This is a genomic window from Methylosinus sp. (assembly GCF_036560965.1).
Taxonomy (GTDB): Bacteria; Pseudomonadota; Alphaproteobacteria; order Rhizobiales; family Beijerinckiaceae; genus Methylosinus.
The window spans coordinates 1-21,790 of sequence record NZ_DATBQF010000047.1 but is presented as its reverse complement, the minus strand read 5'-3'; the positions used below and the strand labels follow the sequence as shown (position 1 = coordinate 21,790).

Annotated in this window: 24 protein-coding genes, 1 pseudogene and 1 riboswitch; of the genes and pseudogenes, 15 read left to right on the top strand and 10 right to left on the bottom strand. The window is 66.7% G+C overall.

The features are described from left to right. Positions 1 to 545 precede the first annotated feature (545 nt). From ffh to rimM, 3 genes are all read left to right on the top strand, one after another. Positions 546 to 2,090, top strand: coding sequence for a signal recognition particle protein (gene ffh / locus VIF40_RS12775; protein WP_331937890.1), 1,545 nt, complete (start codon positions 546 to 548; stop codon positions 2,088 to 2,090). 72 nt (positions 2,091 to 2,162) lie between these two features. After that, entirely contained in the window at positions 2,163 to 2,513 is a 351-nt protein-coding gene (gene rpsP / locus VIF40_RS12770; RefSeq protein ID WP_331937889.1) for a 30S ribosomal protein S16, read from the top strand. A 106-nt stretch (positions 2,514 to 2,619) separates the two neighbouring features. Then, entirely contained in the window at positions 2,620 to 3,153 is a 534-nt protein-coding gene (gene rimM / locus VIF40_RS12765; protein ID WP_331937888.1) for a ribosome maturation factor RimM, read from the top strand. On the opposite strand, the gene VIF40_RS12760 is transcribed toward rimM, so the two are convergent. After that, entirely contained in the window at positions 3,136 to 3,462 is a 327-nt protein-coding gene (locus VIF40_RS12760) for a DUF1905 domain-containing protein (RefSeq protein ID WP_331937887.1), read from the bottom strand. The genes rimM and VIF40_RS12760 overlap by 18 nt on opposite strands. 131 nt (positions 3,463 to 3,593) lie before the next feature. On the opposite strand from VIF40_RS12760, the gene trmD reads away from it, so the two are divergent. Beyond that, positions 3,594 to 4,340: a tRNA (guanosine(37)-N1)-methyltransferase TrmD gene (trmD, locus tag VIF40_RS12755; RefSeq protein ID WP_331937886.1), complete on the top strand. Its 747-nt coding sequence runs from the start codon at positions 3,594 to 3,596 to the stop codon at positions 4,338 to 4,340. A 108-nt stretch (positions 4,341 to 4,448) separates the two neighbouring features. On the opposite strand, the gene cobS is transcribed toward trmD, so the two are convergent. Then, positions 4,449 to 5,447 carry a cobaltochelatase subunit CobS gene (gene cobS / locus VIF40_RS12750; RefSeq protein WP_331937885.1) on the bottom strand — a complete coding sequence of 333 codons (999 nt, stop codon included), beginning with the start codon at positions 5,445 to 5,447 and terminating at the stop codon, positions 4,449 to 4,451. A gap of 58 nt (positions 5,448 to 5,505) precedes the next feature. Then, positions 5,506 to 6,111: a J domain-containing protein gene (locus tag VIF40_RS12745; RefSeq protein ID WP_331937884.1), complete on the bottom strand. Its 606-nt coding sequence runs from the start codon at positions 6,109 to 6,111 to the stop codon at positions 5,506 to 5,508. Positions 6,112 to 6,216: 105 nt separating this feature from the next. Here VIF40_RS12745 and VIF40_RS12740 point away from each other — a divergent pair, with 105 nt between their 5' ends. The 5 genes from VIF40_RS12740 (at position 6,217) to VIF40_RS12720 (ending at position 9,354) form a co-directional block, all read left to right on the top strand. After that, positions 6,217 to 6,504: a BolA family protein gene (locus VIF40_RS12740; protein WP_331937883.1), complete on the top strand. Its 288-nt coding sequence runs from the start codon at positions 6,217 to 6,219 to the stop codon at positions 6,502 to 6,504. A 52-nt stretch (positions 6,505 to 6,556) separates the two neighbouring features. Next, positions 6,557 to 6,703, top strand: a riboswitch (TPP riboswitch). A 54-nt stretch (positions 6,704 to 6,757) separates the two neighbouring features. Then, positions 6,758 to 7,777, top strand: coding sequence for an FAD-dependent oxidoreductase (locus VIF40_RS12735; protein ID WP_331937882.1), 1,020 nt, complete (start codon positions 6,758 to 6,760; stop codon positions 7,775 to 7,777). Next, positions 7,740 to 7,937, top strand: coding sequence for a sulfur carrier protein ThiS (thiS, locus tag VIF40_RS12730; protein ID WP_331937881.1), 198 nt, complete (start codon positions 7,740 to 7,742; stop codon positions 7,935 to 7,937). Before VIF40_RS12735 ends, thiS begins: the two co-directional genes overlap by 38 nt. Positions 7,938 to 7,945: 8 nt before the next feature. Then, a complete protein-coding gene (locus VIF40_RS12725; protein WP_331937880.1) occupies positions 7,946 to 8,746 on the top strand; it encodes a thiazole synthase in 801 nt (266 codons plus the stop codon). Next, on the top strand, positions 8,743 to 9,354 hold the full coding sequence (locus VIF40_RS12720; protein WP_331937879.1) for a thiamine phosphate synthase: 612 nt from the start codon (positions 8,743 to 8,745) through the stop codon (positions 9,352 to 9,354). The genes VIF40_RS12725 and VIF40_RS12720 overlap by 4 nt, the downstream gene beginning before the upstream one ends. A gap of 30 nt (positions 9,355 to 9,384) precedes the next feature. On the opposite strand, the gene VIF40_RS12715 is transcribed toward VIF40_RS12720, so the two are convergent. Then, a complete protein-coding gene (locus VIF40_RS12715; protein ID WP_331937895.1) occupies positions 9,385 to 10,110 on the bottom strand; it encodes a quinoprotein dehydrogenase-associated SoxYZ-like carrier in 726 nt (241 codons plus the stop codon). A gap of 176 nt (positions 10,111 to 10,286) precedes the next feature. Next, positions 10,287 to 11,210, bottom strand: a complete 924-nt coding sequence (locus tag VIF40_RS12710; protein ID WP_331937878.1) for a quinoprotein relay system zinc metallohydrolase 2 — start codon at positions 11,208 to 11,210, stop codon at positions 10,287 to 10,289. Between the two features lie 313 nt (positions 11,211 to 11,523). Between VIF40_RS12710 and xoxF5 the strand changes: the two genes are divergently transcribed. The 4 genes from xoxF5 (at position 11,524) to VIF40_RS12690 (ending at position 15,575) form a co-directional block, all read left to right on the top strand. After that, the gene (gene xoxF5 / locus VIF40_RS12705; protein WP_331937877.1) at positions 11,524 to 13,359 is read left to right on the top strand and encodes a lanthanide-dependent methanol dehydrogenase XoxF5; all 1,836 of its coding nucleotides are present in this window, start codon (positions 11,524 to 11,526) and stop codon (positions 13,357 to 13,359) included. A 139-nt stretch (positions 13,360 to 13,498) separates the two neighbouring features. Further along, positions 13,499 to 13,978: a c-type cytochrome, methanol metabolism-related gene (locus VIF40_RS12700; protein WP_331937894.1), complete on the top strand. Its 480-nt coding sequence runs from the start codon at positions 13,499 to 13,501 to the stop codon at positions 13,976 to 13,978. Between the two features lie 134 nt (positions 13,979 to 14,112). After that, on the top strand, positions 14,113 to 15,009 hold the full coding sequence (locus VIF40_RS12695; RefSeq protein ID WP_331937893.1) for a substrate-binding domain-containing protein: 897 nt from the start codon (positions 14,113 to 14,115) through the stop codon (positions 15,007 to 15,009). After that, a complete protein-coding gene (locus VIF40_RS12690; RefSeq protein WP_414684800.1) occupies positions 15,006 to 15,575 on the top strand; it encodes a PQQ-dependent catabolism-associated CXXCW motif protein in 570 nt (189 codons plus the stop codon). The genes VIF40_RS12695 and VIF40_RS12690 overlap by 4 nt, the downstream gene beginning before the upstream one ends. A gap of 9 nt (positions 15,576 to 15,584) precedes the next feature. On the opposite strand, the gene VIF40_RS12685 is transcribed toward VIF40_RS12690, so the two are convergent. From VIF40_RS12685 to VIF40_RS12675, 3 genes are read right to left on the bottom strand one after another with little or no spacing between them, the layout of a single operon-like run. Then, the gene (locus tag VIF40_RS12685; protein WP_331937876.1) at positions 15,585 to 15,941 is read right to left on the bottom strand and encodes a DUF983 domain-containing protein; all 357 of its coding nucleotides are present in this window, start codon (positions 15,939 to 15,941) and stop codon (positions 15,585 to 15,587) included. Between the two features lie 12 nt (positions 15,942 to 15,953). Beyond that, complete coding sequence (locus VIF40_RS12680) at positions 15,954 to 16,283, bottom strand: hypothetical protein (RefSeq protein WP_331937875.1); 330 nt, start codon at positions 16,281 to 16,283, stop codon at positions 15,954 to 15,956. Positions 16,284 to 16,322: 39 nt separating this feature from the next. After that, positions 16,323 to 18,221: an Eco57I restriction-modification methylase domain-containing protein gene (locus VIF40_RS12675; RefSeq protein ID WP_331937874.1), complete on the bottom strand. Its 1,899-nt coding sequence runs from the start codon at positions 18,219 to 18,221 to the stop codon at positions 16,323 to 16,325. A 103-nt stretch (positions 18,222 to 18,324) separates the two neighbouring features. Between VIF40_RS12675 and VIF40_RS12670 the strand changes: the two genes are divergently transcribed. Both VIF40_RS12670 and VIF40_RS12665 read left to right on the top strand, forming a co-directional pair. Beyond that, a complete protein-coding gene (locus VIF40_RS12670) occupies positions 18,325 to 18,519 on the top strand; it encodes a type II toxin-antitoxin system HicA family toxin (RefSeq protein ID WP_331937891.1) in 195 nt (64 codons plus the stop codon). Continuing rightward, complete coding sequence (locus tag VIF40_RS12665) at positions 18,519 to 18,725, top strand: type II toxin-antitoxin system HicB family antitoxin (protein WP_331937873.1); 207 nt, start codon at positions 18,519 to 18,521, stop codon at positions 18,723 to 18,725. Before VIF40_RS12670 ends, VIF40_RS12665 begins: the two co-directional genes overlap by 1 nt. Before the next feature lie 162 nt (positions 18,726 to 18,887). Here the strand turns inward: VIF40_RS12665 and rpoD are convergent, their stop codons facing one another. Together rpoD and VIF40_RS12655 are read right to left on the bottom strand one after the other, a co-directional pair. After that, positions 18,888 to 20,840 carry an RNA polymerase sigma factor RpoD gene (rpoD, locus tag VIF40_RS12660; RefSeq protein ID WP_331937872.1) on the bottom strand — a complete coding sequence of 651 codons (1,953 nt, stop codon included), beginning with the start codon at positions 20,838 to 20,840 and terminating at the stop codon, positions 18,888 to 18,890. Between the two features lie 73 nt (positions 20,841 to 20,913). Next, a pseudogene (locus VIF40_RS12655) lies at positions 20,914 to 21,790 on the bottom strand (hypothetical protein); the annotation flags it as partial.

Below are 21,790 nucleotides of genomic sequence, written 5' to 3'. Positions count from 1 at the left end.
AAGCCGCGTTTCGGGACGCTCCGAAACCACGCATAATTCTTCGCGCTGCGGCCGAAAGGGGCCGGAGCGTCCCGAGCCGCCCCTCCTCTCCCGCCGCCGCGAGGCGCCGGGCGCTTCGGCGCGGGCGGACGATAATCCTATCCTGCGAGACTCTGCCGCCGTCTTGGCCGGGCTTGTCCCGGCCATCCACGCCAAGCAGCTGCGAGACCAAAGGAAAGCGCCGACCATCGGCGAATTCGTCCCCCGGCGGGGTCAGCCGGAGTTTCGGCGTCGCGCCACATCTTCGACGTTTCGGCGCGCGCTGGCGTGGATGGCCGGGACAAGCCCGGCCAAGACGTCGCGGGGCGAGGAGTCTCCGCGCCGAGTCTCCGCGCCGCGCGTTGACTTCCCGGGCGCCAGCGCCTAAAATCGCGCCAATCTCGTCAGAGATGACCTATGACCCGCCCATTCGCCACGGAGGCGTAGGGCCAACGTCCGGCAGCGCTGAGCGCCCCCGGGCGCGATTTGCTTTGGAGCGACGTCCGCTTCGCGCGCAGGAGAACCGCATGTTCGAGGGCCTTTCCGACAAGCTCTCCGGCATATTCGACAAGCTCACGCGGCGCGGCGCCCTGACGGAGGCCGATGTCGCCGAGGCTCTGCGCGAGGTGCGCCGCGCCCTGCTCGAGGCCGATGTCGCGCTCGACGTCGTGCGCACCTTCACCGACAGCGTGCAGGCGAAGGCCGTCGGCGCCAATGTGGTGAAGTCGGTCTCGCCCGGCCAGATGGTCGTCAAGATCGTCAATGACGTCATGGTCGAGACTTTGGGCTCGACGGCGCAGCCGATCGATCTCGACGCCGCCCCGCCGATCGCCATCATGCTGGTCGGCCTGCAGGGCGCCGGCAAGACGACGACGACGGCCAAGATCGCCAAGCGCCTGAAAGAGCGCCACGGCAAGCGCGTGCTGATGGCCTCGCTCGATGTGAAGCGCCCGGCCGCGCAGGAGCAGCTCGCCATTCTCGGCCGACAGGTGGAGGTCGACACTCTGCCGATCGTGCCGGGCCAGGACCCGGTCAAGATCGCCAAGCGCGCCGAGGAGACGGCGCGGCGCGAGGGCTATGACCTCGTGCTGCTCGACACGGCGGGCCGCACGCATATCGACGAGCTGCTGATGGAGGAGATGGCGCAGATCAAGGCCGTCTCCAAGCCGCATGAGATATTGCTCGTCGTCGATGCGCTGACCGGTCAGGACGCCGTCAATCTCGCCAAGAGTTTCGACGATCGCGTCGGCCTCACCGGCATTGTGCTGACGCGCGTCGACGGCGATGGCCGCGGCGGCGCGGCGCTCTCGATGCGCGCCGTCACCGGCAAGCCGATCAAGCTGATCGCCACCGGCGAGAAGATGGATGCGCTCGACGAATTCTCGCCGCAGCGCATCGCCAATCGCATTCTCGGCATGGGCGACATCGTCGCGCTGGTCGAGAAAGCCGCCGCCGCCGTCGACGCCGAGCAGGCGCAGCGCGCCGCCGAGCGCATGGCGAAAGGCAAGTTCGATCTGCAGGATTTGGCCGATCAGCTGGCCATGATGGAGAAGGTCGGCGGCTTCGGCGGCATCATGGGCCTGCTGCCCGGCGTCGCCAAGATGAAGGAGCAGATCGCCTCCGCCAATATCGACGACAAGATGTTCAAGCGCCAACGCGCGGTCATCCTGTCGATGACGCCCAAGGAGCGGCGCAACCCGGACATTCTCAAAGCCTCGCGCAAGCGCCGCATCGCGGCCGGCTCCGGCGTGAAGGTGGAGGAGATCAACAAGCTGCTGAAGCAGCATCGCCAGATGGCCGACATGATGAAGGCCATGGGCGGCGGCAAGCGCGGCGGCATGATGGCCAAGGCCGCGCAAATGATGGGAATGGGCGGCATGCCGGCGCCGAGCCAGGAGCAGATCGCCGAATTGCAGAAGAAAATGGGCGGCGGCGGCTCGCCGCCCGGCGCCGGGCCCAGCATTCCCGCCGCGCCGCCGGCATCCGCATTCTCCGCCAAGCCGACCCTGCCCGGGCTCGGCGGCGGCGGAGGTTTCCTGAGCGGGCTCAATCCGTTCGGGAAGAAGAAATGAAAATCGCCGAGTGGTGGGTCGTGACGCTCGCCACTCACCGCTCACGACTCGTTAATCACAAAGGAAGACCGAATGTCCCTGAAGATCAGACTCGCCCGTGGCGGCGCCAAGAAGCGTCCCTTTTATCGCGTCGTCGTCGCCGACTCCCGCTCGCCGCGTGACGGCCGCTTCATCGAGCGGCTCGGCACCTTCGATCCGTTGAAGCCGAAGGACGCCGCCGATCGTCTGGTGCTCGACGCCGAGAAGGCGCAGGCCTGGATCGCCAAGGGCGCGCAGGCGACCGATCGCGTCGCCCGTCTGCTCGAGAGCGTCGGCGTCGGCAAGCGCGAGACGCGCAGCAATCCGCAGAAGGCGCAGCCGAAGAAGAAGGCGCAGGAGCGCGCCGCCGCCGCGGCCGCCGCGGCCGAAGCCGCCTCGGCCTGATGACGTCGTCATTGCGCATGCAGCGAAGCAATCCAGAGTCGCGCGGCGACCGCTGGATCGCTTCGTCGTTTTCGCGCGGCGCAATGACGCTCGCTCGTATCGCGGCATGAAAAACGCCGTTCTGCTCGGCCGACTCGGCGCGGCGCATGGCGTGCGCGGCGAAATTCGCCTGCAGAGCTTCACCGCCGACCCTTCGGCGATCGCCGCCTATGGTCCCTTGCTCGACGCGCGCGGCGCGCGCCGTTTCGTCATCGCTTCGCTGCGGTCGATCGGCAAGGACATGTTCGTCGCCCGGCTCAAGGGCGTCGCCGACCGCGAGGCGGCGACGGCGCTCACCGGCGTCGAGCTCTATCTTCCACGCGCGTCGCTGCCGGCGCCGGAGGAGGACGAATTCTATCTCGCCGATCTCGAAGGTCTGCGCGCCGAGACGGGCGCGGGCGAGACGCTCGGCGTGGTGATCGCCGTGCGCAATTTCGGCGCGGGCGATCTGCTGGAGGTGCGGCCGCCCGCGGGCGGCGAGACCATGCTTTTTCCCTTCACCAAGGCGGTGGTTCCCATCGTCGATGTGGCGGGTGGGCGCGTGGTGGTGGAGCCGCCGCTCGAGATCGACGGCGATGCGCCGTCAGGGGCGGATGTCTAGCTCTCGTTTCGAAAGCGCGACGCGACAATCGACGACGACCTCGTCGCCGACGCCGATGCGCTCCTTCGCGCGCACATCCGCCTTGATCGCCAGCAGATAGGGGCCATCCTTCGAGGGGAACAAAGTCGTCATCCAGACGCGGGCGCCGAGCGTCGCCGTGACCGGGACATAGCCATAGAAGGTCCTGTCGATCCTCTTCTCCTCTTTCAGCGCGCGCGAATCCTCCTCGCTCAGCGAGACGAAATACCAGCCGCCTTTTCCAGGATATCTCCAGATTTTTCCTGTGACGGTGAGTTGCAAGAAATCCATTGTCGATCAATCCTGCGCGAACCGGCCTTTGGCGGCGGTGAGCGCCCGCGAACGAAACCCTAGCTCGTAACCGTCGCGGGCGAAAGCGCGCCGCCTTTCCCGCCTCGCGCCGCCATGCCATAACCCGCCGCATGTGGCGCGCGACCATCCTCACTCTCTTCCCGGAAATGTTTCCCGGCCCGCTCGGCCTGTCGCTCGCCGGCGACGGGCTGTCGCGCGGGCTTTGGGCGCTGGAGGCGCGCAATATTCGCGAGCATGGCCTCGGTCGTCATCGCGCGGTCGATGACACGCCCGCCGGCGGCGGTCCCGGCATGGTCATGCGCGCCGATGTTCTCGCCGCCGCGATCGACGCCGCCGCGCCACAGGGCGACGCGCGTCCGCGCCTCTTGATGAGCCCGCGCGGCGCGCCGCTCACGCAGCAGCGCGTGCGCGCGCTGGTCGCCGGCGAAGGCGCTGTGATCCTCTGCGGGCGTTTCGAGGGCGTGGACGAGCGCATCATCGAGGCGCGCGCTCTGGAGGAGGTCTCGATCGGCGATTATGTGCTCTCGGGCGGCGAGATCGCGGCCATGGCGCTCGTCGACGCCTGTGTGCGGCTTTTGCCGGGCATTATGGGAGAGTCCGCGTCCGGCGAGGAGGAGAGCTTCGAGTCGGGCCTGCTCGAATATCCGCAATATACGCGGCCGCGCGATTTCGAGGGCCGTGCGATTCCCGACATTCTGCTCTGCGGCGATCACGCCAAAATCGCGCGCTGGCGTCATGAGCGCGCCGTCGCGCTCACGCGCTCGCGGCGGCCGGATTTGCTGGACGATCGGGCGAGCGAGACGCGGGCCGGAAAAGGCGCTTCGACCTCCCCCGCGAGGGGGAAGGCCGAGCGCTGAAAGCGCACGGGAGGGGGCGGCGCCCCGAGTCTTCGAACCCCACCCCGTCCGGCTATCGCCCGCCGACCCTCCCCCTCGAGGGGAGGGTGGCAGGCTGCGCTCAAAGGCTTACGACATCACCACATTCACCGCGCTCTCGGGCAATTCCTTGCCGAAGCAGCGCTGGTAGAACTCGGCGACCAGCGGACGCTCGAGCTCGTCGCATTTGTTCAGGAAGGTGAGCCGGAAGGCGAAGCCGACATCGCCGAAAATCTCCGAATTCTCCGCCCAGGTGATGACCGTGCGCGGGCTCATCACCGTCGAGAGATCGCCGGACATGAAGGCGTTGCGGGTCAAATCGGCGACGCGCACCATTTTGTTGATCGTGTCGCGGCCTTCCTTCGTCTTGTCGAAGCTCTTGACCTTGGCGAGCACGATATTGGTCTCGGCGTCATGCGGCAGATAATTGAGCGTGGCGACGATCGACCAGCGGTCCATCTGCCCCTGATTGATCTGCTGCGTGCCGTGATAGAGGCCGGATGTGTCGCCGAGGCCCACCGTGTTGGCGGTGGCGAACAGGCGGAAGGACGGATGCGGGCGGATGACGCGATTCTGGTCCAGCAGCGTCAGCCGGCCGGAGACCTCGAGCACGCGCTGAATGACGAACATCACATCCGGGCGGCCGGCGTCATATTCGTCGAAGCACAGCGCGATATTGTGCTGGAGCGCCCAGGGCAGAATGCCGTCGCGGAACTCCGTGACCTGCTTGCCGTCCTTCAGCACGATCGCGTCCTTGCCGACGAGATCGATGCGCGAGACATGGCTGTCGAGATTGACGCGCACGCAGGGCCAGTTGAGGCGGGCGGCGACCTGCTCGATATGGGTCGATTTGCCGGTGCCGTGATAGCCCGTCACCATCACGCGACGGTTGCGGGCGAAGCCGGCGAGAATGGCGAGCGTCGTCTCGCGGTCGAAGAGATAATCGGGGTCCTTGTCCGGGACATGCTCGTCCGGCTGGGAATAGGCGGGAACCTCGAGATCGGAATCGATGCCGAAAAGCTGGCGCACGGAGACTTTGAGGTCCGGCAGAGGCGCGGCCCCCGCGGCTTTGTCGCTTGCGAGTAACATTGATCCTCCGTTTCGCCGGCGCGCGCTCGCGACGCACACAGCCGGCCAGGACTGTTCGTCAAACGAGCTTGGCCGCTCGCAGCGTCTTGTACGCGTGGATGATCTCCCGCAATCTTTCCTCGCAGGAGCGATCTCCGCCATTGGCGTCCGGATGGTGACGTTTGACGAGCTCCTTATAGCGCGTCTTGATCGCTTCCGCACCGGCGGTCTCGTCTAGGCCGAGCGCGTTCAGCGCCTTGATCGTCACCGGCGAAAAGCGCGGGGCCGCCTCGGCCTGCGGCCGTCCGCGGTGCGACTTCTGCCGGTAGAGGCCCAGCGGATCGGCCAAATTCTCGGCCCGCAGCGGGTCCTCGCGAAACGCGGCCTGTCCACGCTTCACGCCCATCGACCAGGTCGGGCGATGGCCCGTGGTGGCGTCCTTCAGATAGCGGGCGACGTCCTCGTCGCTCATGCCGTTGAAGTAATTGTAGGAGTTGTTGTATTCCCGCACGTGCTCCAGGCAGAAGCAGAAATATTGCCCCTCGCGCAGCCGACCCATCGGCGCGCGATGGGCCCCCTCGGCCTCGCAGCCCGGGGCGTCGCAGCGAAAACGGGTCTCGCGGCGCTCCTGCCTCTGCTCGGGCTTCACGCGGATACGATCGAAGAGGGGCGAATTCAAATCCATGGCGCTGCATTATGGTAGACTGGCCGCCGGCTGCAAGCGGAACCCGACGCCAATTTCATTCGGCGGGAATTTTGCTTGGGTGGCGAGGACGAGGAGGATTCCACTATGGCCGCACAAGGCAATATCGGCGCCGTCCAGGCGAGCATAAGATCGAAACTGACCGAGGGGCTCGCGCCGCTCACCTTGAAGGTGATCGACGAGTCGGACAAGCACGCCGGTCATGGCGGCCATCATCAGGATGGCGAAAGTCATTTTCGCATCGAGGTGGTGAGCGAGGCTTTCGCCGGCAAGAAGCTGGTCGAGCGGCACAGAATTGTCAACACTCTGCTCGCCGAGGAGCTGGCCGGCCGCGTTCATGCTCTGGCGATCAGCGCCCGCGCCCCGCAGGAATAGGGCGTAGGGCGCGCGGCGACGCTTGACGCGCCGCCGCTCCTGCGCGACTCTCGGCCTCGCCCGGGGGAGCCTCGCCGCCGGCGCGCCGATCGCGCGCGGCAAGAGGCTGAGAGGCCGAATAGCTTTAGAAAAAGCGGCTCGGCGACCCTTCGAACCTGATCCAGTTCGCGCTGGCGTAGGGAGGTCGCATGCTCCTGTTTCCGCTCGGCCGAGGCGCTTTCGGCCGCTCGCCTCGCATCGCCGAGCCGCCTCGATGCTGATCTGCGTGATCGGCGCCGGCGTCGCCGGCCTGACCGCGGCTTTCGAGATCGCCCGCGCCGGCGCGCCCTTCGGCGCCGAGGTCGAGCTTATCGAAAAAGCCGCGGCGCCGGGGCGCGGCTGCTCCTATTACGCCGGCGGCATGATCGCGCCCTGGTGCGAATTGCAGAGCGCGGAGCCTGTCGTCGCCGTGCTCGGCGAGGAGGCGCTCGGCTTCTGGACCAAGGACATTCCCGTCGCGACCATCGCCGGCAGCCTCGTCGTCGCGCCGCCGCGCGACCGCGCCGAGCTCGCCGATTTCTCCCGGCGCACCCACCGTTTCGAGCGGCTGGACGAAGCGGGCCTCGCCGTCCTCGAGCCGGCGCTCGCCGGCCGCTTTTCCGGCGGCCTCTATTTTCGCGAGGAGGCGCATCTCGAGCCGCGTGCGGCGATGCGCTCTCTGTTCGAGCGGCTTCGGACAATGGACAATGTCCGTATCCGGCTCGGCGCCGAATCCGCGCCGCGGGCGGATTGGACCGTCGACTGCCGCGGCTTTTCGGCGCGCGACGCGCTGGCGGAATTGCGCGGCGTCAAGGGCGAGATGCTGGTGCTGCGCAGCGAGGAGATCGAATTGTCCCGCCCCGTGCGGATGCTGCATCCGCGCCATCCGGTCTATGTCGTCCCGCGCGGGGAGGGCGTGTTCATGGTCGGCGCGACGATGATCGAGAATGAGGAGCGCTCCCGCGTCACCGCGCGCTCAATCGTCGAGCTGGTCAATTCGGCTTTCGCCATTCATCCGGCTTTCGCGGAGGCCGAGATCGTCGAGACGGGCTCGGATGTGCGGCCGGCTTTCCCGGACAATCTGCCGCGCATCGCGCGCCGGGGCCGCACGCTCTATGTCAACGGGCTCTATCGGCATGGGTTTCTGCTGGCGCCGGCGCTGGCGCATCGCGTCGCGCGTTTTCTCTTTTCGGGCGAGATCTTCCCGGAGGTCATGAATGCGGATCAGGGTGAATGGGCGGACGCTCGAGGTTGAGGCGCCCACGCTGGAGCGCCTCATCGAGGAATTGGGTTTTGGCGAGCAGACAATCGCCACGGCCGTGAATCAGGCGTTCGTGCGCGGCAAGGACCGCGGCGAGACGCTTTTGTGCGAAGACGATTCGGTCGAGATCGTCACGCCGCGGCAGGGAGGGTGAAAATTCGGATGAGCAAGCCCGACGACCTCGTCGTCTATGATGCGAGACTGTCCTCCCGCTTCCTGCTCGGCACGGCGCGTTATCCTTCGCCGGCGATTCTCGCCGAGGCGATCCGCGCCGGCGGTGTGGAGATCGTCACCGTCTCGCTGCGGCGCGAGGCCGGCGGCTCGCGCGCGGGCGAGAGCTTCTGGCGGCTCATTCGCGAGCTCGGCGTGCGCGTGCTGCCCAACACCGCCGGCTGTCGCACGGCCAAGGAGGCCGTCGCCACCGCGCAGATGGCGCGCGAGCTGTTCGGCACGAGCTGGATCAAGCTCGAGGTCATCGGCGAGGAGGACACGCTCCAACCCGATGTGTTCGGCCTGGTCGAGGCGGCGCGCATCCTCTGCGACGACGGTTTTTCCGTCTTTCCCTATACGACCGAGGATCTCGTGGTCGCGGAAAGACTGCTCGACGTCGGCTGCCGCGTGCTGATGCCCTGGGCGGCGCCCATAGGCTCGGGTCGTGGGATCAATAATCTCTTCGGCCTGCGGGCGTTGCGCGCGCATTTTCCGGGCACGCCGCTGATCGTCGACGCCGGCCTCGGCGCGCCTTCGCAGGCCGCCGCCGTGATGGAGCTCGGTTTCGATGCGGCGCTGCTCAACACCGCCGTCGCCCGCGCGCGCGATCCCGTCGTCATGGCGCGGGCCTTCGCGCTCGCCATAGAGGCGGGCCGGGCCGCCCATCTTTCCGGCCTGATGGAGCCGCGCGACATGGCGGCGCCGTCGACGCCCGTGCTCGGCCGCGCCTTCGACGACGGATGCGAGGCGTGAGCGCGCTTTTGCTCGATCCCTTCTATCTCATCGTCGACGCCGCCGATTGGCTCCCGCGTCTGCTGCCGCAGGGCGTGCGGCTCGTGCAATTGCGCGTCAAGGATCGCGACGAGGCGGCGTTGCGCGAAGAGATTTTGCGCGCGCGCGACCTTTGCGCGGCCCATGGCGCGCAGCTCGTCGTCAATGATCATTGGCGGCTCGCCATCGATCTCGCCTGCGACTTCGTGCATCTCGGCCAGGGCGATCTCGACACCGCCGACATCGCCGCGATCAGAGCGCATGGACTGCGGCTCGGCGTCAGCACCCATGACGAGGCCGAGCTCGAGCGGGGGCTGTCGCTCGCCCCCGATTATGTCGCGCTGGGGCCGATCTATCCGACGCTGCTGAAGCAAATGGCTGTCGGACCGCAGGGCCTCGACAAGCTCAGCCTGTGGAAACGCCGCATCGGCGCGATTCCGCTCGTCGCCATCGGCGGCCTGACGCCGGAGCGCGCCCGTGCGGCGCTGGCGGCGGGGGCCGACAGCGCCTGCGTCGTCACCGATGTGCTGCGCGCCGCCGATCCGCAGGCGCGGACACGCGAATGGGTGGAGGCGACGCGGGGCGAGTAGCGAGCGGCGAATAGAGCCGTCCGCTGTCTCTTACGAGGCGCTGCCGATGGGCCACTCGCCCTTGAACACGCCGCCCTGATTGTCATGCGCCTCGACGCGGATCGTCTTGGCGCCGTTGGGCTTGTAGACGAAGCGAAAGCTCGGATCCTCGGAGAGCGATATGCCGCCCTCCATGGAGAAGATCAGCGCGTCGCCCTGCCGCACCTCGACCTTGTCGACATAATGGGCGGGAAGATAGGCGCGGGTGAGCGGGTCCATCTGCATCCCGGAATTGTTGGGATGGCGGATCATGATCTGCGCCTCGCGCAGCGCGGGGGTCTCGCTGGCGAATTCGCGATATTTCATTTTGCCGAGATTGGCGTCGGCCTCGTCCTGGTCCTTGATCGCCGGCGCCGAGCAGCCGCCCGAGGCCTTCACGAATTTCACCACCGAATGCAGCGCGTCATCCGCCGTCCGGCCGACGACATGCACATTGGTGTAGGAGTTCACCCTGACGCGCGTCTCGATCTTCTGGACGCCCGCGCCGTCGCCGAAGGAGAAGGCCGCGGCCATGGGCATGGGATTCTCGTCGATGACGAGCGTCGCCGCGCGCAAGCCCGGCGCGAGGAGGGTGATCGTCATCGGCACGATGGCGGCGTCCTCGGCCCGCTTCGGCGCGTCGAGCGCCACCACGCCCTCATGCGGCGTGATCGCGCGGTCGTGGAATATATCGGTGACGAGGCCGGGCCATGGATCGATCTTGGGCTCCTGGGCCATCGCTGCGCCGGCCAGGAGGCACAGGGCCGCCGCGGTCGCGAGACGAAGACGACCGGACCGCGAGCCTTCGGGCTCGCTCTCGCGCGGCGTCTTGCGAGCCGGAAGGCTCGCGGTCCAAGGGCTCATCTGCGTTCCTCCGGCTTTTTCGAAATCATAGCTCTCTCTATGCGGGGGGCTCAAGGGGCGTCCCATTCGAGCTCGGCGAAACCGGCCGTGGCGTTGCGGCTGTGATAATCGTCGAAGAGCAGCCAATTGGGCCGCTCCTCGCGGCCGGCCGTCCGCACCGCTTCGGCGAGCGTCTCGCCCTTGGCGATGTCGGCGCGCAAATCGCGGGTGAGGTGGTCGAGATAGGCTTTCTGCGCATCGAGCGCCTGCGGCCAGGGAGCGACCGCCGGCCCATGGCCGGGGACGACCCGGACCGCCTCGATCGCGCGCAATTCGTCGACGACGGCGAGGAAGCCGAGCAGGCTTCCGTCGACGATCGGCACATGGCGCAGGAACAGGAGATCGCCGGCGAACAGCGTGCCGCTCTGCGGATCGAGCACGGTGAGATCGGCGTCGCTATGGGCGGTGCGCCAGGCCTTCAGCGTGATCTTGCGGCCCCCGAGATCGAGAATCGTCTCGCGCTCGACGGTGAGGCTCGGCGGAACCAGTTTCACATCATCGACCAGCGCGCCCATCGCCTCGCGAAAAGAAGAGAGATAATGCGGCCCGCGAGTCGCCATGGCGCGCGGCAGATTCTTGTGCCCGACGAAGATCGCTCCCGCGCCTGCGAAGGCAATATTCCCGAAAATATGGTCCGGATGGACATGAGTGTTGACGACATAGCGGATGGGCTTGGGCGAGCGCTGTTGCAATGCAGCGAGAAACGCCTCCCCCTCGACGCGGCTTCCCCCCGTGTCGATGACCGCGATCGCCTCGTCGCCGACGATCGCTCCGAGATTGGCGATGTCGCCCGAGTTGTCGCGGGACATCAAGGCGGTCTGGCCCTGATGGACGAGCACGCCGGGCGCGATCTCGGTCAGCTCGAAGCTTTTCGCGGCGCTCGTGAAGAGACAGAACAGCGCGATGGCGAGCCGTAGAATAGTGCGTTGCAGCATGGGTTTTTCGACCTTGTTTTTCGTGGGTTTCATGCGAGAAATCAGGAAAGTCGGGAAAGGGATTTGGGGATTGCGCTTCAATTCTGTGCGACATATTATCCCGCCGTTTCCGACCTAAAAGAGGCTTTCCGGCCGGGAACCGGAAGGCGTCTCAGCGAGGATATGGACGGAGCTGCGGGCGCGGCGTTTCCGTCCGATCGTCGTGGCAAAAAAAGAGGAAACGGCTTCCCAAAGCCTTAGGGCGTCGGAAAGGCGCGATGTCGGCGGCGTGGCCGGGCCTTTTGCACGGTGATGTCGTCAGGAGGAAAAGCTCATGCATAAGCTGTTGTTGTCGACTTCGGTGGGGATTCTCGCGCTGTTCGGGGCCGGCGTGGCGAACGCCGCCGACGAGCTGCTCGAGCTCCAGAAGAATCCGAAGGATTGGGTTTTGCCGACCGGCGACTACGCCAATCTTCGTTATTCCAAGCTGAAGCAGATCACCACCGAGAACGTCGCCAAGCTGGCTCCGGCCTGGAGCTTCTCGACCGGCGTGCTGCGCGGCCACGAAGGCGCGCCGCTGGTGATCGGCGACGTGATGTATCTCCATACGCCGTTCCCCAACATCGTCTACGCCCTCGACCTCAACAACGAAGGCAAGATCCTCTGGAAGTATGAGCCCAAGCAGGATCCGAGCGTCGTTCCGGTGATGTGCTGCGACACGGTGAACCGCGGCCTCGCCTATGGCGACGGCAAGATCTTCCTGGCCCAGGCCGACACCACGCTCGTCGCTCTCGACGCCAAGTCCGGCAAGCTCGTCTGGTCGGTGAAGAATGGCGATCCCTCCAAGGGCGCCACCTCGACCGCCGCTCCGCATGTCATGAAGGACAAGGTGTTCGTCGGCATCGCCGGCGGCGAGTTCGGCGTGCGCGGCAGCATCACCGCCTATCACATCAAGGATGGCAGCCTCGCCTGGCGCGGCTATTCGGAAGGTCCGGACTCCGAGGTTCTGCTCGACCCCGAGAAGACCACCTATCTCGGCAAGCCGGTCGGCAAGGATTCGTCGCTGAAGACCTGGGAAGGCGATCAGTGGCAGATCGGCGGCGGCACGACCTGGGGCTGGTATTCCTATGACCCCGAGCTGAACCTCGTCTATTACGGCTCCGGCAATCCCTCGACCTGGAACCCGAAGCAGCGTCCGGGCGACAACCGCTGGTCCATGACGATCTGGGCGCGCGACCTCGACACCGGCGTCGCCAAATGGGTCTATCAGATGACCCCCCATGACGAATGGGACTATGACGGCATCAACGAGATGATCCTCGCCAATCAGACGATCGGCGGCGCGGCTCGCAAGACGCTCGTCCACTTCGACCGCAACGGCTTCGGCTACACGCTCGACCGCGTGACCGGCGAGCTGCTGGTCGCCGAGAAATACGATCCGGCCGTCAATTGGGCGAGCAAGGTCGATATGGACAAGAGCTCCCCGACCTATGGCCGTCCGCTGGTCGTGTCGAAATATTCGACCGAGCAGAACGGCGAGGACGTGAACAGCAAGGGCGTCTGCCCGGCGGCGCTCGGCTCCAAGGACATGCAGCCCGCGTCCTTCTCGCCCGACACCGGCCTGTTCTACGTGCCGACCAACCACGTCTGCATGGACTATGAGCCGTTCCGCGTCAGCTACACCGCGGGTCAGCCCTATGTCGGCGCGACGCTGGAGATGTTCCCGCCGCCCGGCGACAGCCACATGGGCAATTTCATCGCCTGGGACGCTCGCGTCGGCAAGATCGTATGGTCCAACAAGGAGCAGTTCTCGGTTTGGTCGGGAACGGTCACCACCTCCGGCGGGCTCGCCTTCTACGGCACGCTCGAGGGCTATCTGAAGGCCGTCGACGTGAAGACCGGCAAGGAGCTGTACAAGTACAAGACTCCGTCGGGCATCATCGGCAATGTGATGACCTATGAGCACAAGGGCAAGCAGTATGTCGCGGTTCTGTCCGGCGTCGGCGGCTGGGCCGGCATCGGCCTCGCGGCCGGCCTGTCCAAGAGCAACGAAGGCCTCGGCGCGGTCGGCGGCTATAAGGCGCTGTCCGACTACACCGCTCTCGGCGGCGTGCTGACCGTGTTCTCGCTGCCCGATTACGCTCTGCCGATCGTCGCTCCGGCGAACTGAGTCGGCCAAAAATAAGTTCGGCGCCCGGCGAACGCCTTCTGGCGCGTCGCCGGGCGCCGCATGTTCGAGTAGATGGAAACTGCTGGAGGATCGAGTAATGAGACTGCCGCTCGTCGGGGCTCTGGCCCTGAGCGTCTTCATGGGTTTAGGAACGACCGTGCGGGCCGAACCGCCGGGCGACCCGACCGCGGTCAAGGAAGTTGACGGCAAATGGTTCGACGCCAAGGGCGACCCGACCTATAAGATCCAGGCGGACGGCGCTGTCGACTGGTACACTTTCTCCGGCTATCGTCGCTATCACTCCGAATGCCATGTCTGCCACGGCCCCAACGCCGAAGGCTCGACCTATGCGCCGGCGCTGAAGAACTCGCTCAAGAATTTCGACTATGCGGAATTCGTGGGCATCGTCATCGGCGGCCGCGAGAACAAGCAGGCAGGCAATGACAGCGTCATGCCGGCTTTCGCCGAGAATAAGAACGCCATGTGCTACATCGACGACCTCTATATCTATATCCGCGCCCGCTCGACCGAAGCGGTCGGCCGCGGCCGTCCGGAGAAGAAGGCCGAGAAGCCCGCGGCTTTCGGCGAGGCCGAAACGAAGTGCATGAGCGCCAAGTGAGATGTCGCCAGGCGAGTTGCGAGGCGAGACGTTGCCGAGTGAGAGGTCGAGGGCCGGCCGGTGGCGGCGTCGGCCGGAGACTCGGTAAGTCTCTCCGGTCGCCTCGCCTTCTTTCTCGCTTTTTTGCATTTTCCCTGGTCGCCGTCGCGAGCCTGCTCGCGACGGCCCCTGCCTATTCCCAGTCGCCGGGCGTTCGCGCGCGGTCCGGGCCGGACGACGCCGCAGGATCGATCGAGCTCGTCGATCCAGAGGTCCTGCGCGTCTGCGCCGACCCCAGCAATCTCCCCTTTTCCAATCGCGCCGGCGAAGGTTTCGAGAACAAGCTGGCCGAGCTGCTGGCCAAGAAGCTCGGCAAGGGGTTGGCCTATTCCTATTATCCGGGCGCGACCGGCTTCATCCGCAACACGCTCAACGCGCATTTGTGCGATGTGGTGATGGGGATGCCGCAGGGCGACGATCTCGTGCAGCCCACCAATCCCTATTACCGGACGTCCTATGCGGTCGTCTATCGCGCCGGCTCCGATCTCGAGGGGCTGAGCTCGCTCGCCGATCCGCGCCTCGCCAATGGCCGCCGCATCGGCCTCGTCGCCAACACGCCGCCCGGCAATCTGCTGGCCCGCTATCGGCTGCTCGCGGCGGTGAAGCCCTATCCGCTCGTCGTCGACACGCGCGTCGACGCGCCGGCGGCCGATATGATCCGCGATCTCGCCAATAAGGAAATCGACGTCGCTATTCTCTGGGGGCCGATCGCCGGCTATCATGTGAAGCAGTCGGGCGGCCGACTGAAGCTGGTCCTGCTCACGGGGGACAAGGGCGCGCGCATGAGCTACCGCATCGCGATGGGCGTGCGCCATTCCGATCAGGAGTGGAAGCGCGCGCTCAATCGGCTCATCGCCCAGAACCAGAACGAGATCGACCGATTGCTCGCTGATTTCGGCGTGCCTCTGACCGACGAGTCCGACGCGCCGATCACGCCATCGCCGACTACGCCTGCGCCGACTACGCCTGCGCCGATCGCGCCCGCGCCGTGACGCGGCGGCTGGAAAGCGCGCGTCGAGCCGTCGCCGCGATCGGCTTTGCGTTGTTCGCCGTCGCGCCGGCCGCCGCGGAGCCCGCGCCGGAGCCGGACGGCTACAGGCTCTCCGACTATCGCGCGGCCGTCCCAGCCACTCTGCGCGGCGCCGGCGCGATCGACACGCCGCAGGCTTTCGCCTTGTGGCGGGACAAGGCGGCGGTTTTCATCGATGTTCTGCCGCGTCCGCCCAAGCCCGCCGGCCTGCCGCCCGATGCGGTGTGGCGCGACAAGCCGCGTTTCGACATTCCGGGCAGCGTCTGGCTCCCCGAGACCGGCTATGGCGAATTGTCGCCGGCCGCGCTCGGCTATTTCGAGAGCGGCCTCGCGCAAGCCACGGCCAAAGACAAGCGCCGCGCGCTGGTCTTCTACTGTCTCGCCGATTGCTGGATGTCGTGGAACGCCGCCAAGCGAGCGCTCGCGCTCGGCTATTCCAATGTGTCCTGGTTCTCGCGCGGCACCGATGGCTGGGCCGCGGCGGGCCATCCGCTGGAGCCGCGCGAGCCCGCGCCGCGCGACGACTGAATCGCGCGGTCAGCCGGATTTGCGCGACAGCGACCAGACGGCCGCGATGAAAAAGCCCTTGCAGAGCGGCAGCAGCAGCAGCGTGCAGAGCGTCGTCACCGAGAGCAGCAGCGCCGCCTCCGCGCCATAGGACAGGGTCCCGCGCGTTTCCAGATAGATGAGCAGCGGCACGATGATATGGGCGACGAGGCCGATGGTCAGCCAGGCCGGCCCATCGTCGGCGTCGACGCCCACGAAGCTCTCCGCGCAATGCGGACAGACGTCCACGCGCTTCAGATAGCCGTCGAACAGAGCGGCGGACCCGCAATTCGGACATTTGCGCAGAAACCCGCGCAGCAGCGCGACGCTCGTCGATGGCATGGTCATGGGAATCACTGTCTATCCGCGCCGGGCGTTACGCCGAGCTCCGCGAGGCTGAAGGTGAGCTCGGGCGCGCGCAAGGCGCGCGGAGCCCGGGAGTGTGACGATCTCGGCGCAGCAGGCGGCGTCGAGCCGGCGATGGACGCGGGTCATGGCCTTCGGGGCGTCGAGGACCCAGACTTCCCGCACGCCCTTCGGCGACATCGGCGCGACCTCCCCGCCGATCCGCTCGTCTTCGTCGATGATGCCGGCGCGGACCATCTCCGCGACGCTCCTGCAACGCCGGGGGAGTCCCTCGGCGACCTGGGTCTCGAGCGGAAGGCCTGTCGGGCGCAGATGCGGGTTCATGCGGCGCAATATATCGCAGTCGGGGCGGGATTTCGCCGGTCAATATTGGCCGGCGAGCGAGGATTCGAGCAAAGCGGCCTCCTCGGCCGAAAGACCGAAGCAGTCGTAGATCATCGCGTCGATCTCCCGCTCCCGCGCTTCGATCCCGCTCGCGAGGCGCGCGGCCTCGTCGGCGTCGCCGGTCTCGCCGCGCCGCCGGGCGGCCTCGCAATTGGCCCGCGCCAGCGTCGCGAGCCGCTCCGCCGTCGGCGGTTCGAGATCGGGGAGCGGTAGCGGCTCCAGATATTGCGCCTTGAGCCGCAGCCGCCATTTGCCGCCGCGCAGCGGATTGGACACAGAATGCAGCACGAACCAGCAGAGCCGCGAGTTGAGAAAGGCGAGCAGCGCGAGATCGGCGCAGGGCAGGCAGAAGGCGGTCGCGTCGATGAGGCCGCCGCTTTCGTCGAGCGCGAATTTCGGCCCTTGTGAAATATCCGGAAAGACGATCTTCGGGCCCGCGAAGCGCGCGCGATAGGCGCGCTGCGCCTGCTGCAGCTCGAACCATCGCTGTTGCGTCGCGCGGGTTTCGAGCCGCTCGCGCAGCGGCGCGAGCCATGCTTCCACGGCGGGATAATCGGCGATGTCGAGAGCGCCTTTCGACGTATCGACGAGCCAGTCCTCGCTGATCGCGCGCCAGCGCCCGATGCTCGCGCCGCGACAATAGGGTTTTAAGATCGCAGCGTTGCGCGCATCGGCGGCGACGAGCGCATCGCGCGTCGCGCGGTCGAGCACGAAAGCCGCGTTGAGCCCCGTCTTGATCCCCCAGAGCGGCGATCCATAGGCCTCGCGCAGCGTCTTGCGGCCCCGCGCGATCTTGTCGCGCAGAAGCGCCAGCGCCTCCTGCTCGAAGCGCCAGACGGACGCGCCGAGCCGCGCCTGCGGCATGGGCCGCGCGCTCTCCGCGAAGGCTGTTTCGAGCGTCTCCGGCTTGCGATCCTTCAGCAGGAGAAAGAAGACGTCGCCGCGCTCGGCGCTCTTTTTCAGCGTCACGATGGCGGGATAGGTGACGACTCCGTCGAAGACGCGCAAATCGCCGAAATCGACGACGCTCTCGATCGTCGCATTGCGCGTGAGGAAGCGGCGCAAGCTCTCGCCGGCGCCGGTGCGAAAGAAGCTCGACGAGGAAATGTAGCCGAGCCGTCCGCCGTCTTTGAGCAGTCGCACGCCTTTCTCGAAGAAATAGGCGTAGAGATCGGCGCGCTCGGCGGCGACGGCGTAATGTCGCGCGAGATAGGGCTTGGCCTCTTTGAGATATTCCATCCGCACATAGGGCGGATTGCCGAGGACGATGTCGAAGCCCCCACGCGCGATGATATCCGGGAAGGCGGCGCGCCAGTCGAAGCCGCCCGCGCTCGCGTCGATGAGGCTGTCGCCGGCATGCAGGTGCGGAGACGTCTGCTCGGGAGCGCGCCTGAAGGCTCGCCGTCCAGCCGCCGCCTCGGACCGCGCGCCTTCAGTCTCGCTCGTCGTCGAATTTCGGCTCGAGAGCGCGCGGCGCGCGGCCGCGATCGCGCGCGCGTCGATGTCGACGCCGAAGAGATTATCGGCGAGCGTCTCGCGCGCCGTATCGAGCGCGATCGTCTCGCCGAGCGCGGTCAGCGCATGCGCCGTTTCTTCATAGCGTCGCGCCATTTCGTCGAAGGCGGCCTCGAGCAGCGCGCCCTCGCCGCAAGCGGGATCGACGATCGCGAATGCGCGCAGCGATTCGCGCCATGCGCGCCAGAAGGCGAGCGTCTCGCATCCGTCATGCTGCGCGAGTAGCGCGGCGCGCCGCTCGTCGAGCGAGAGCGCGATGGTGCGCGCGACGAGAAAGCGGGCGATGGGGGCGGGAGTATAGACGACGCCGCTACGCTTGCGCCCGGAGAGCGGTTCGGCTCGGCTCGGGGCTGTTTTATCCATGGCTTCGAGGCGATCACCCTGCGCAAGACGAAGAAATAGATGTGCGAGCGGCCAGAAAGACCGATATTGTCGAGGTGTTTCGAGGCGAGGCGCGGCCCGCATGATGAAGGTTCGAGACGTGATTCGTCTACTGGAGGAGGATGGCTGGATTCTCGTGGCCACTCGCGGCAGTCATCGACAATTCAAGCATCCATCGAAGCCGGGGCGCGCGACAGTCGCAGGCAAGCCGTCCGATGATGTGGCGCCGGGAACATTGGGCAGCATTTTGAAGCAGGCGAGAATCAGGGAGGAGAAGTGATGCGATACGCGGTCGTGATCGAAAAGGCGGGCGACAATTACTCCGGCTATGTTCCGGACCTGCCCGGCTGCATCGCGACGGGCGAAACCGTCGCCTCTGTCGAGCAAGAGCTGCGAGAAGCCATCCGCTTCCATATCGATGGCCTCTCGGCGGACGGGCTGCCGATTCCGTCTCCGACGGCCGTTGCGGAATATTTGGAGGCCTGACCGCTAGAGGGCCGACCGATCCAGTTTGATCGGATCGCGCACGAATTTCTGTTCGCTCGAACGATTCTATTGCGGAAAGCGCTTTCGCGAGCCGAACGCGGGGAGCTCGGCTCGCCATCGATCATCCCATCGCCTGCCGCAAAAGCAGGAAACTCCCGGAACTCAATTGTCCAGGAAGCTCCTCAGCTTCCGCGAGCGCGAGGGGTGCTTCAGCTTCCTCAGCGCCTTCGCCTCGATCTGGCGAATGCGTTCGCGCGTCACCGAGAACTGCTGGCCGACCTCCTCGAGCGTATGGTCGGTGTTCATGCCGATGCCGAAGCGCATGCGCAGCACGCGCTCCTCGCGGGGCGTCAGCGAGGCCAATACGCGCGTCGTCGTCTCGCGAAGATTGGACTGGATCGCCGCCTCGATCGGCAGGATCGCATTCTTGTCCTCGATGAAATCGCCGAGATGCGAATCCTCCTCGTCGCCGATCGGCGTCTCCAGGCTGATCGGCTCCTTGGCGATCTTCAGCACCTTGCGCACTTTCTCCAGCGGCATGGCGAGCTTCTCGGACAGCTCCTCCGGCGTCGGCTCGCGGCCGATCTCGTGCAGCATCTGGCGCGAGGTGCGGACGATCTTGTTGATGGTCTCGATCATGTGCACCGGGATGCGGATGGTGCGCGCCTGATCGGCGATCGAGCGGGTGATGGCCTGGCGAATCCACCAGGTGGCGTAGGTGGAGAACTTGTAGCCGCGGCGATACTCGAACTTATCGACCGCCTTCATCAGGCCGATGTTGCCCTCCTGGATCAGGTCCAGGAACTGCAGGCCACGGTTGGTGTACTTCTTGGCGATCGAGATCACCAGGCGCAGGTTGGCCTCGACCATCTCCTTCTTGGCCTGACGGGCCTCGCGCTCGCCCTTCTGCACCGTATGGACGATGCGACGGTAATCGTCGATCGGCACCCCGGATTCGGTGGCCAGGGCGGCGATCTCCTGGCGGATGGCGTTGATCTGGCGGGCGTCGTGCTCGACGAACTTGGCCCAGCGCACGCCCAGCGGCTTGACCTTCTCGCGCCAGGCCGGATCCAGCTCCGAACCGTAATAGGCCTTGAGGAACTCCGGGCGCGAGATGCCGTAGCCGTCGGCGCTGCGCAGCAGCCGGCCCTCCAGCCCCATCAGCCGCTTGTTGATGGCATACAGCTGATCGACCAGAGCCTCGATGCGGTTGTTGTTGAGCTTCAAGGTCTTGAGGTGGTGAACGATGGCGGTGGTGGCGGCCTCGTAGGCCGCGCGCTCGTCTTCCGGCAGATCACCGCCGCGCAGGCGATGCTCCACCAGACGCTCCTGCAGGCGGCGGAACGATTCGAACTCGCCGGCGATGGCGTCGAGGGTGGCCATCACCCCTTCGCGCAACTCGCCTTCCATGGCGCTGATGGTCGGCCCGGCGCCGTCATCGAAGTCGTCATCATCTTCGCCGACAGGGGGCGCACCCTCTTCGCCCGGTTCGGCGCGCACCGCATCGGCATCGTCGTGGGCCTCGCCGGCGACGGCGGCGTCCGACAGGGCCTGGGCGACCTGGCCGCCGTAGGTCTGTTCCAGATCGATCACCTCGCGCAGGAGGATGCGGCCGCCGGCCAGTTCCTCGCGCCAGACCATGATCGCCTCGAAAGTCAGCGCACTTTCGCAAAGGCCGCGGATCATGGTGTCGCGTCCGGCCTCGATGCGCTTGGCGATGGCGATCTCGCCCTCGCGGGAGAGCAGCTCCACCGAACCCATCTCACGCAGGTACATGCGCACCGGATCGTCGGTGCGGTCGAAGGCGTTCGGCTTGCCGGGGGTTTCGGCGACAGCCGTCTCCTCGCGCACCGCGACTTCGCCGCCCTCGGCCGGCTCCTCCTCGGCCTCGACGACGTTGACGCCCATCTCCGAGAGCATGGCCAGGGTGTCCTCGATGGCTTCGGAGGTCACCTCGTCGGAGGGCAGCACCTTGTTCAGCTCGTCCATGGTCACATAGCCGCGCGCCTTGGCCTGCTTGATGAACTTCTTGACCCCGGCGTCGGTGAGGTCGAGCAGCGGCCCGTCCGGCGCGGGCGGGGCCTCAGGCGCCTCGACGGTCGTGGTGTTGGTCATGCCTCTCTCCGAAAAATCGCTCGCCGCGGCGCCGTCGATGACAGTTCCAGGTGAGCCCGCGGCCAAGGGGCTGTCAGGCGTCTGGCTCATCGGCCCAAATTGTTCCCGTCTCGATCGCCCGTCTCAGCCGGTCGCGTCCGAGCTTGAGCGCTCGGTGCGCGGAGGAATCGACGCCCGCCACCAAGTCGTCCCTGGCGGCGGTCAAGGCTTCATCCAACGCCGCCAGGCGGCACATGGCCTCCATGGCGCGCGACCACTGGGATCTGGCGGCGGTGAGGGTGACATCCGGTTTCATGAAGGGCGCGCCCGATTGCGCGGCGGCCCGGTCGATGTCGCTCAGCAGCGCAAATCCGCTCTCGGCCAGATGGCGTTGGAGGGCGTCGCTGTCAAGACGTTCGGCGGACAGACGCAGGCGGACGATGGTCCCGGCCAGTTCGGCCAAGGCCGGATCGCCGAAGCCATGCTCTGCGAGGGCCTCCAGGTGGTCGTCCACCACCGCCGGGTCGAGGATCGCCCAATGCGCAAGGGCGGCCGGTCCCGGCGCCAGGGCCCGCGCCAGCCGCTTGGCCCCGGCGCGGCCCTCGGCGGTTGAGGGAGCGATGAAGGGTGCGTCGCGCCATCGCCGGCGGCCGCCAGCGGGGATGCGGGCGGCATTCGCCGGCGGCGCGAACAGGCGCGCATAGAGGGCGTCCAGGGTGCGACGGTATTCGCCGGCCAGATCGGGATCGGCGATCGCCTGGGCGGCGGCGCGCAGCCGGGCCCGCAGGTCGGCCCGTCGCTCCGGCGTATCGAGCGGGGCAAGGTCGCACTCGCGGCGAAACAGCGCCTCGACGAAGGGCATGGTCTTGCCGAGCTGGGCCTTCAGCGCCGCCGAACCCTGCTCGCGCAACACGTCGTCAGGGTCCTTGCCGCCGCTGAGCTGAGCGAACCGGAAGCTGCGGCCGGCGCGC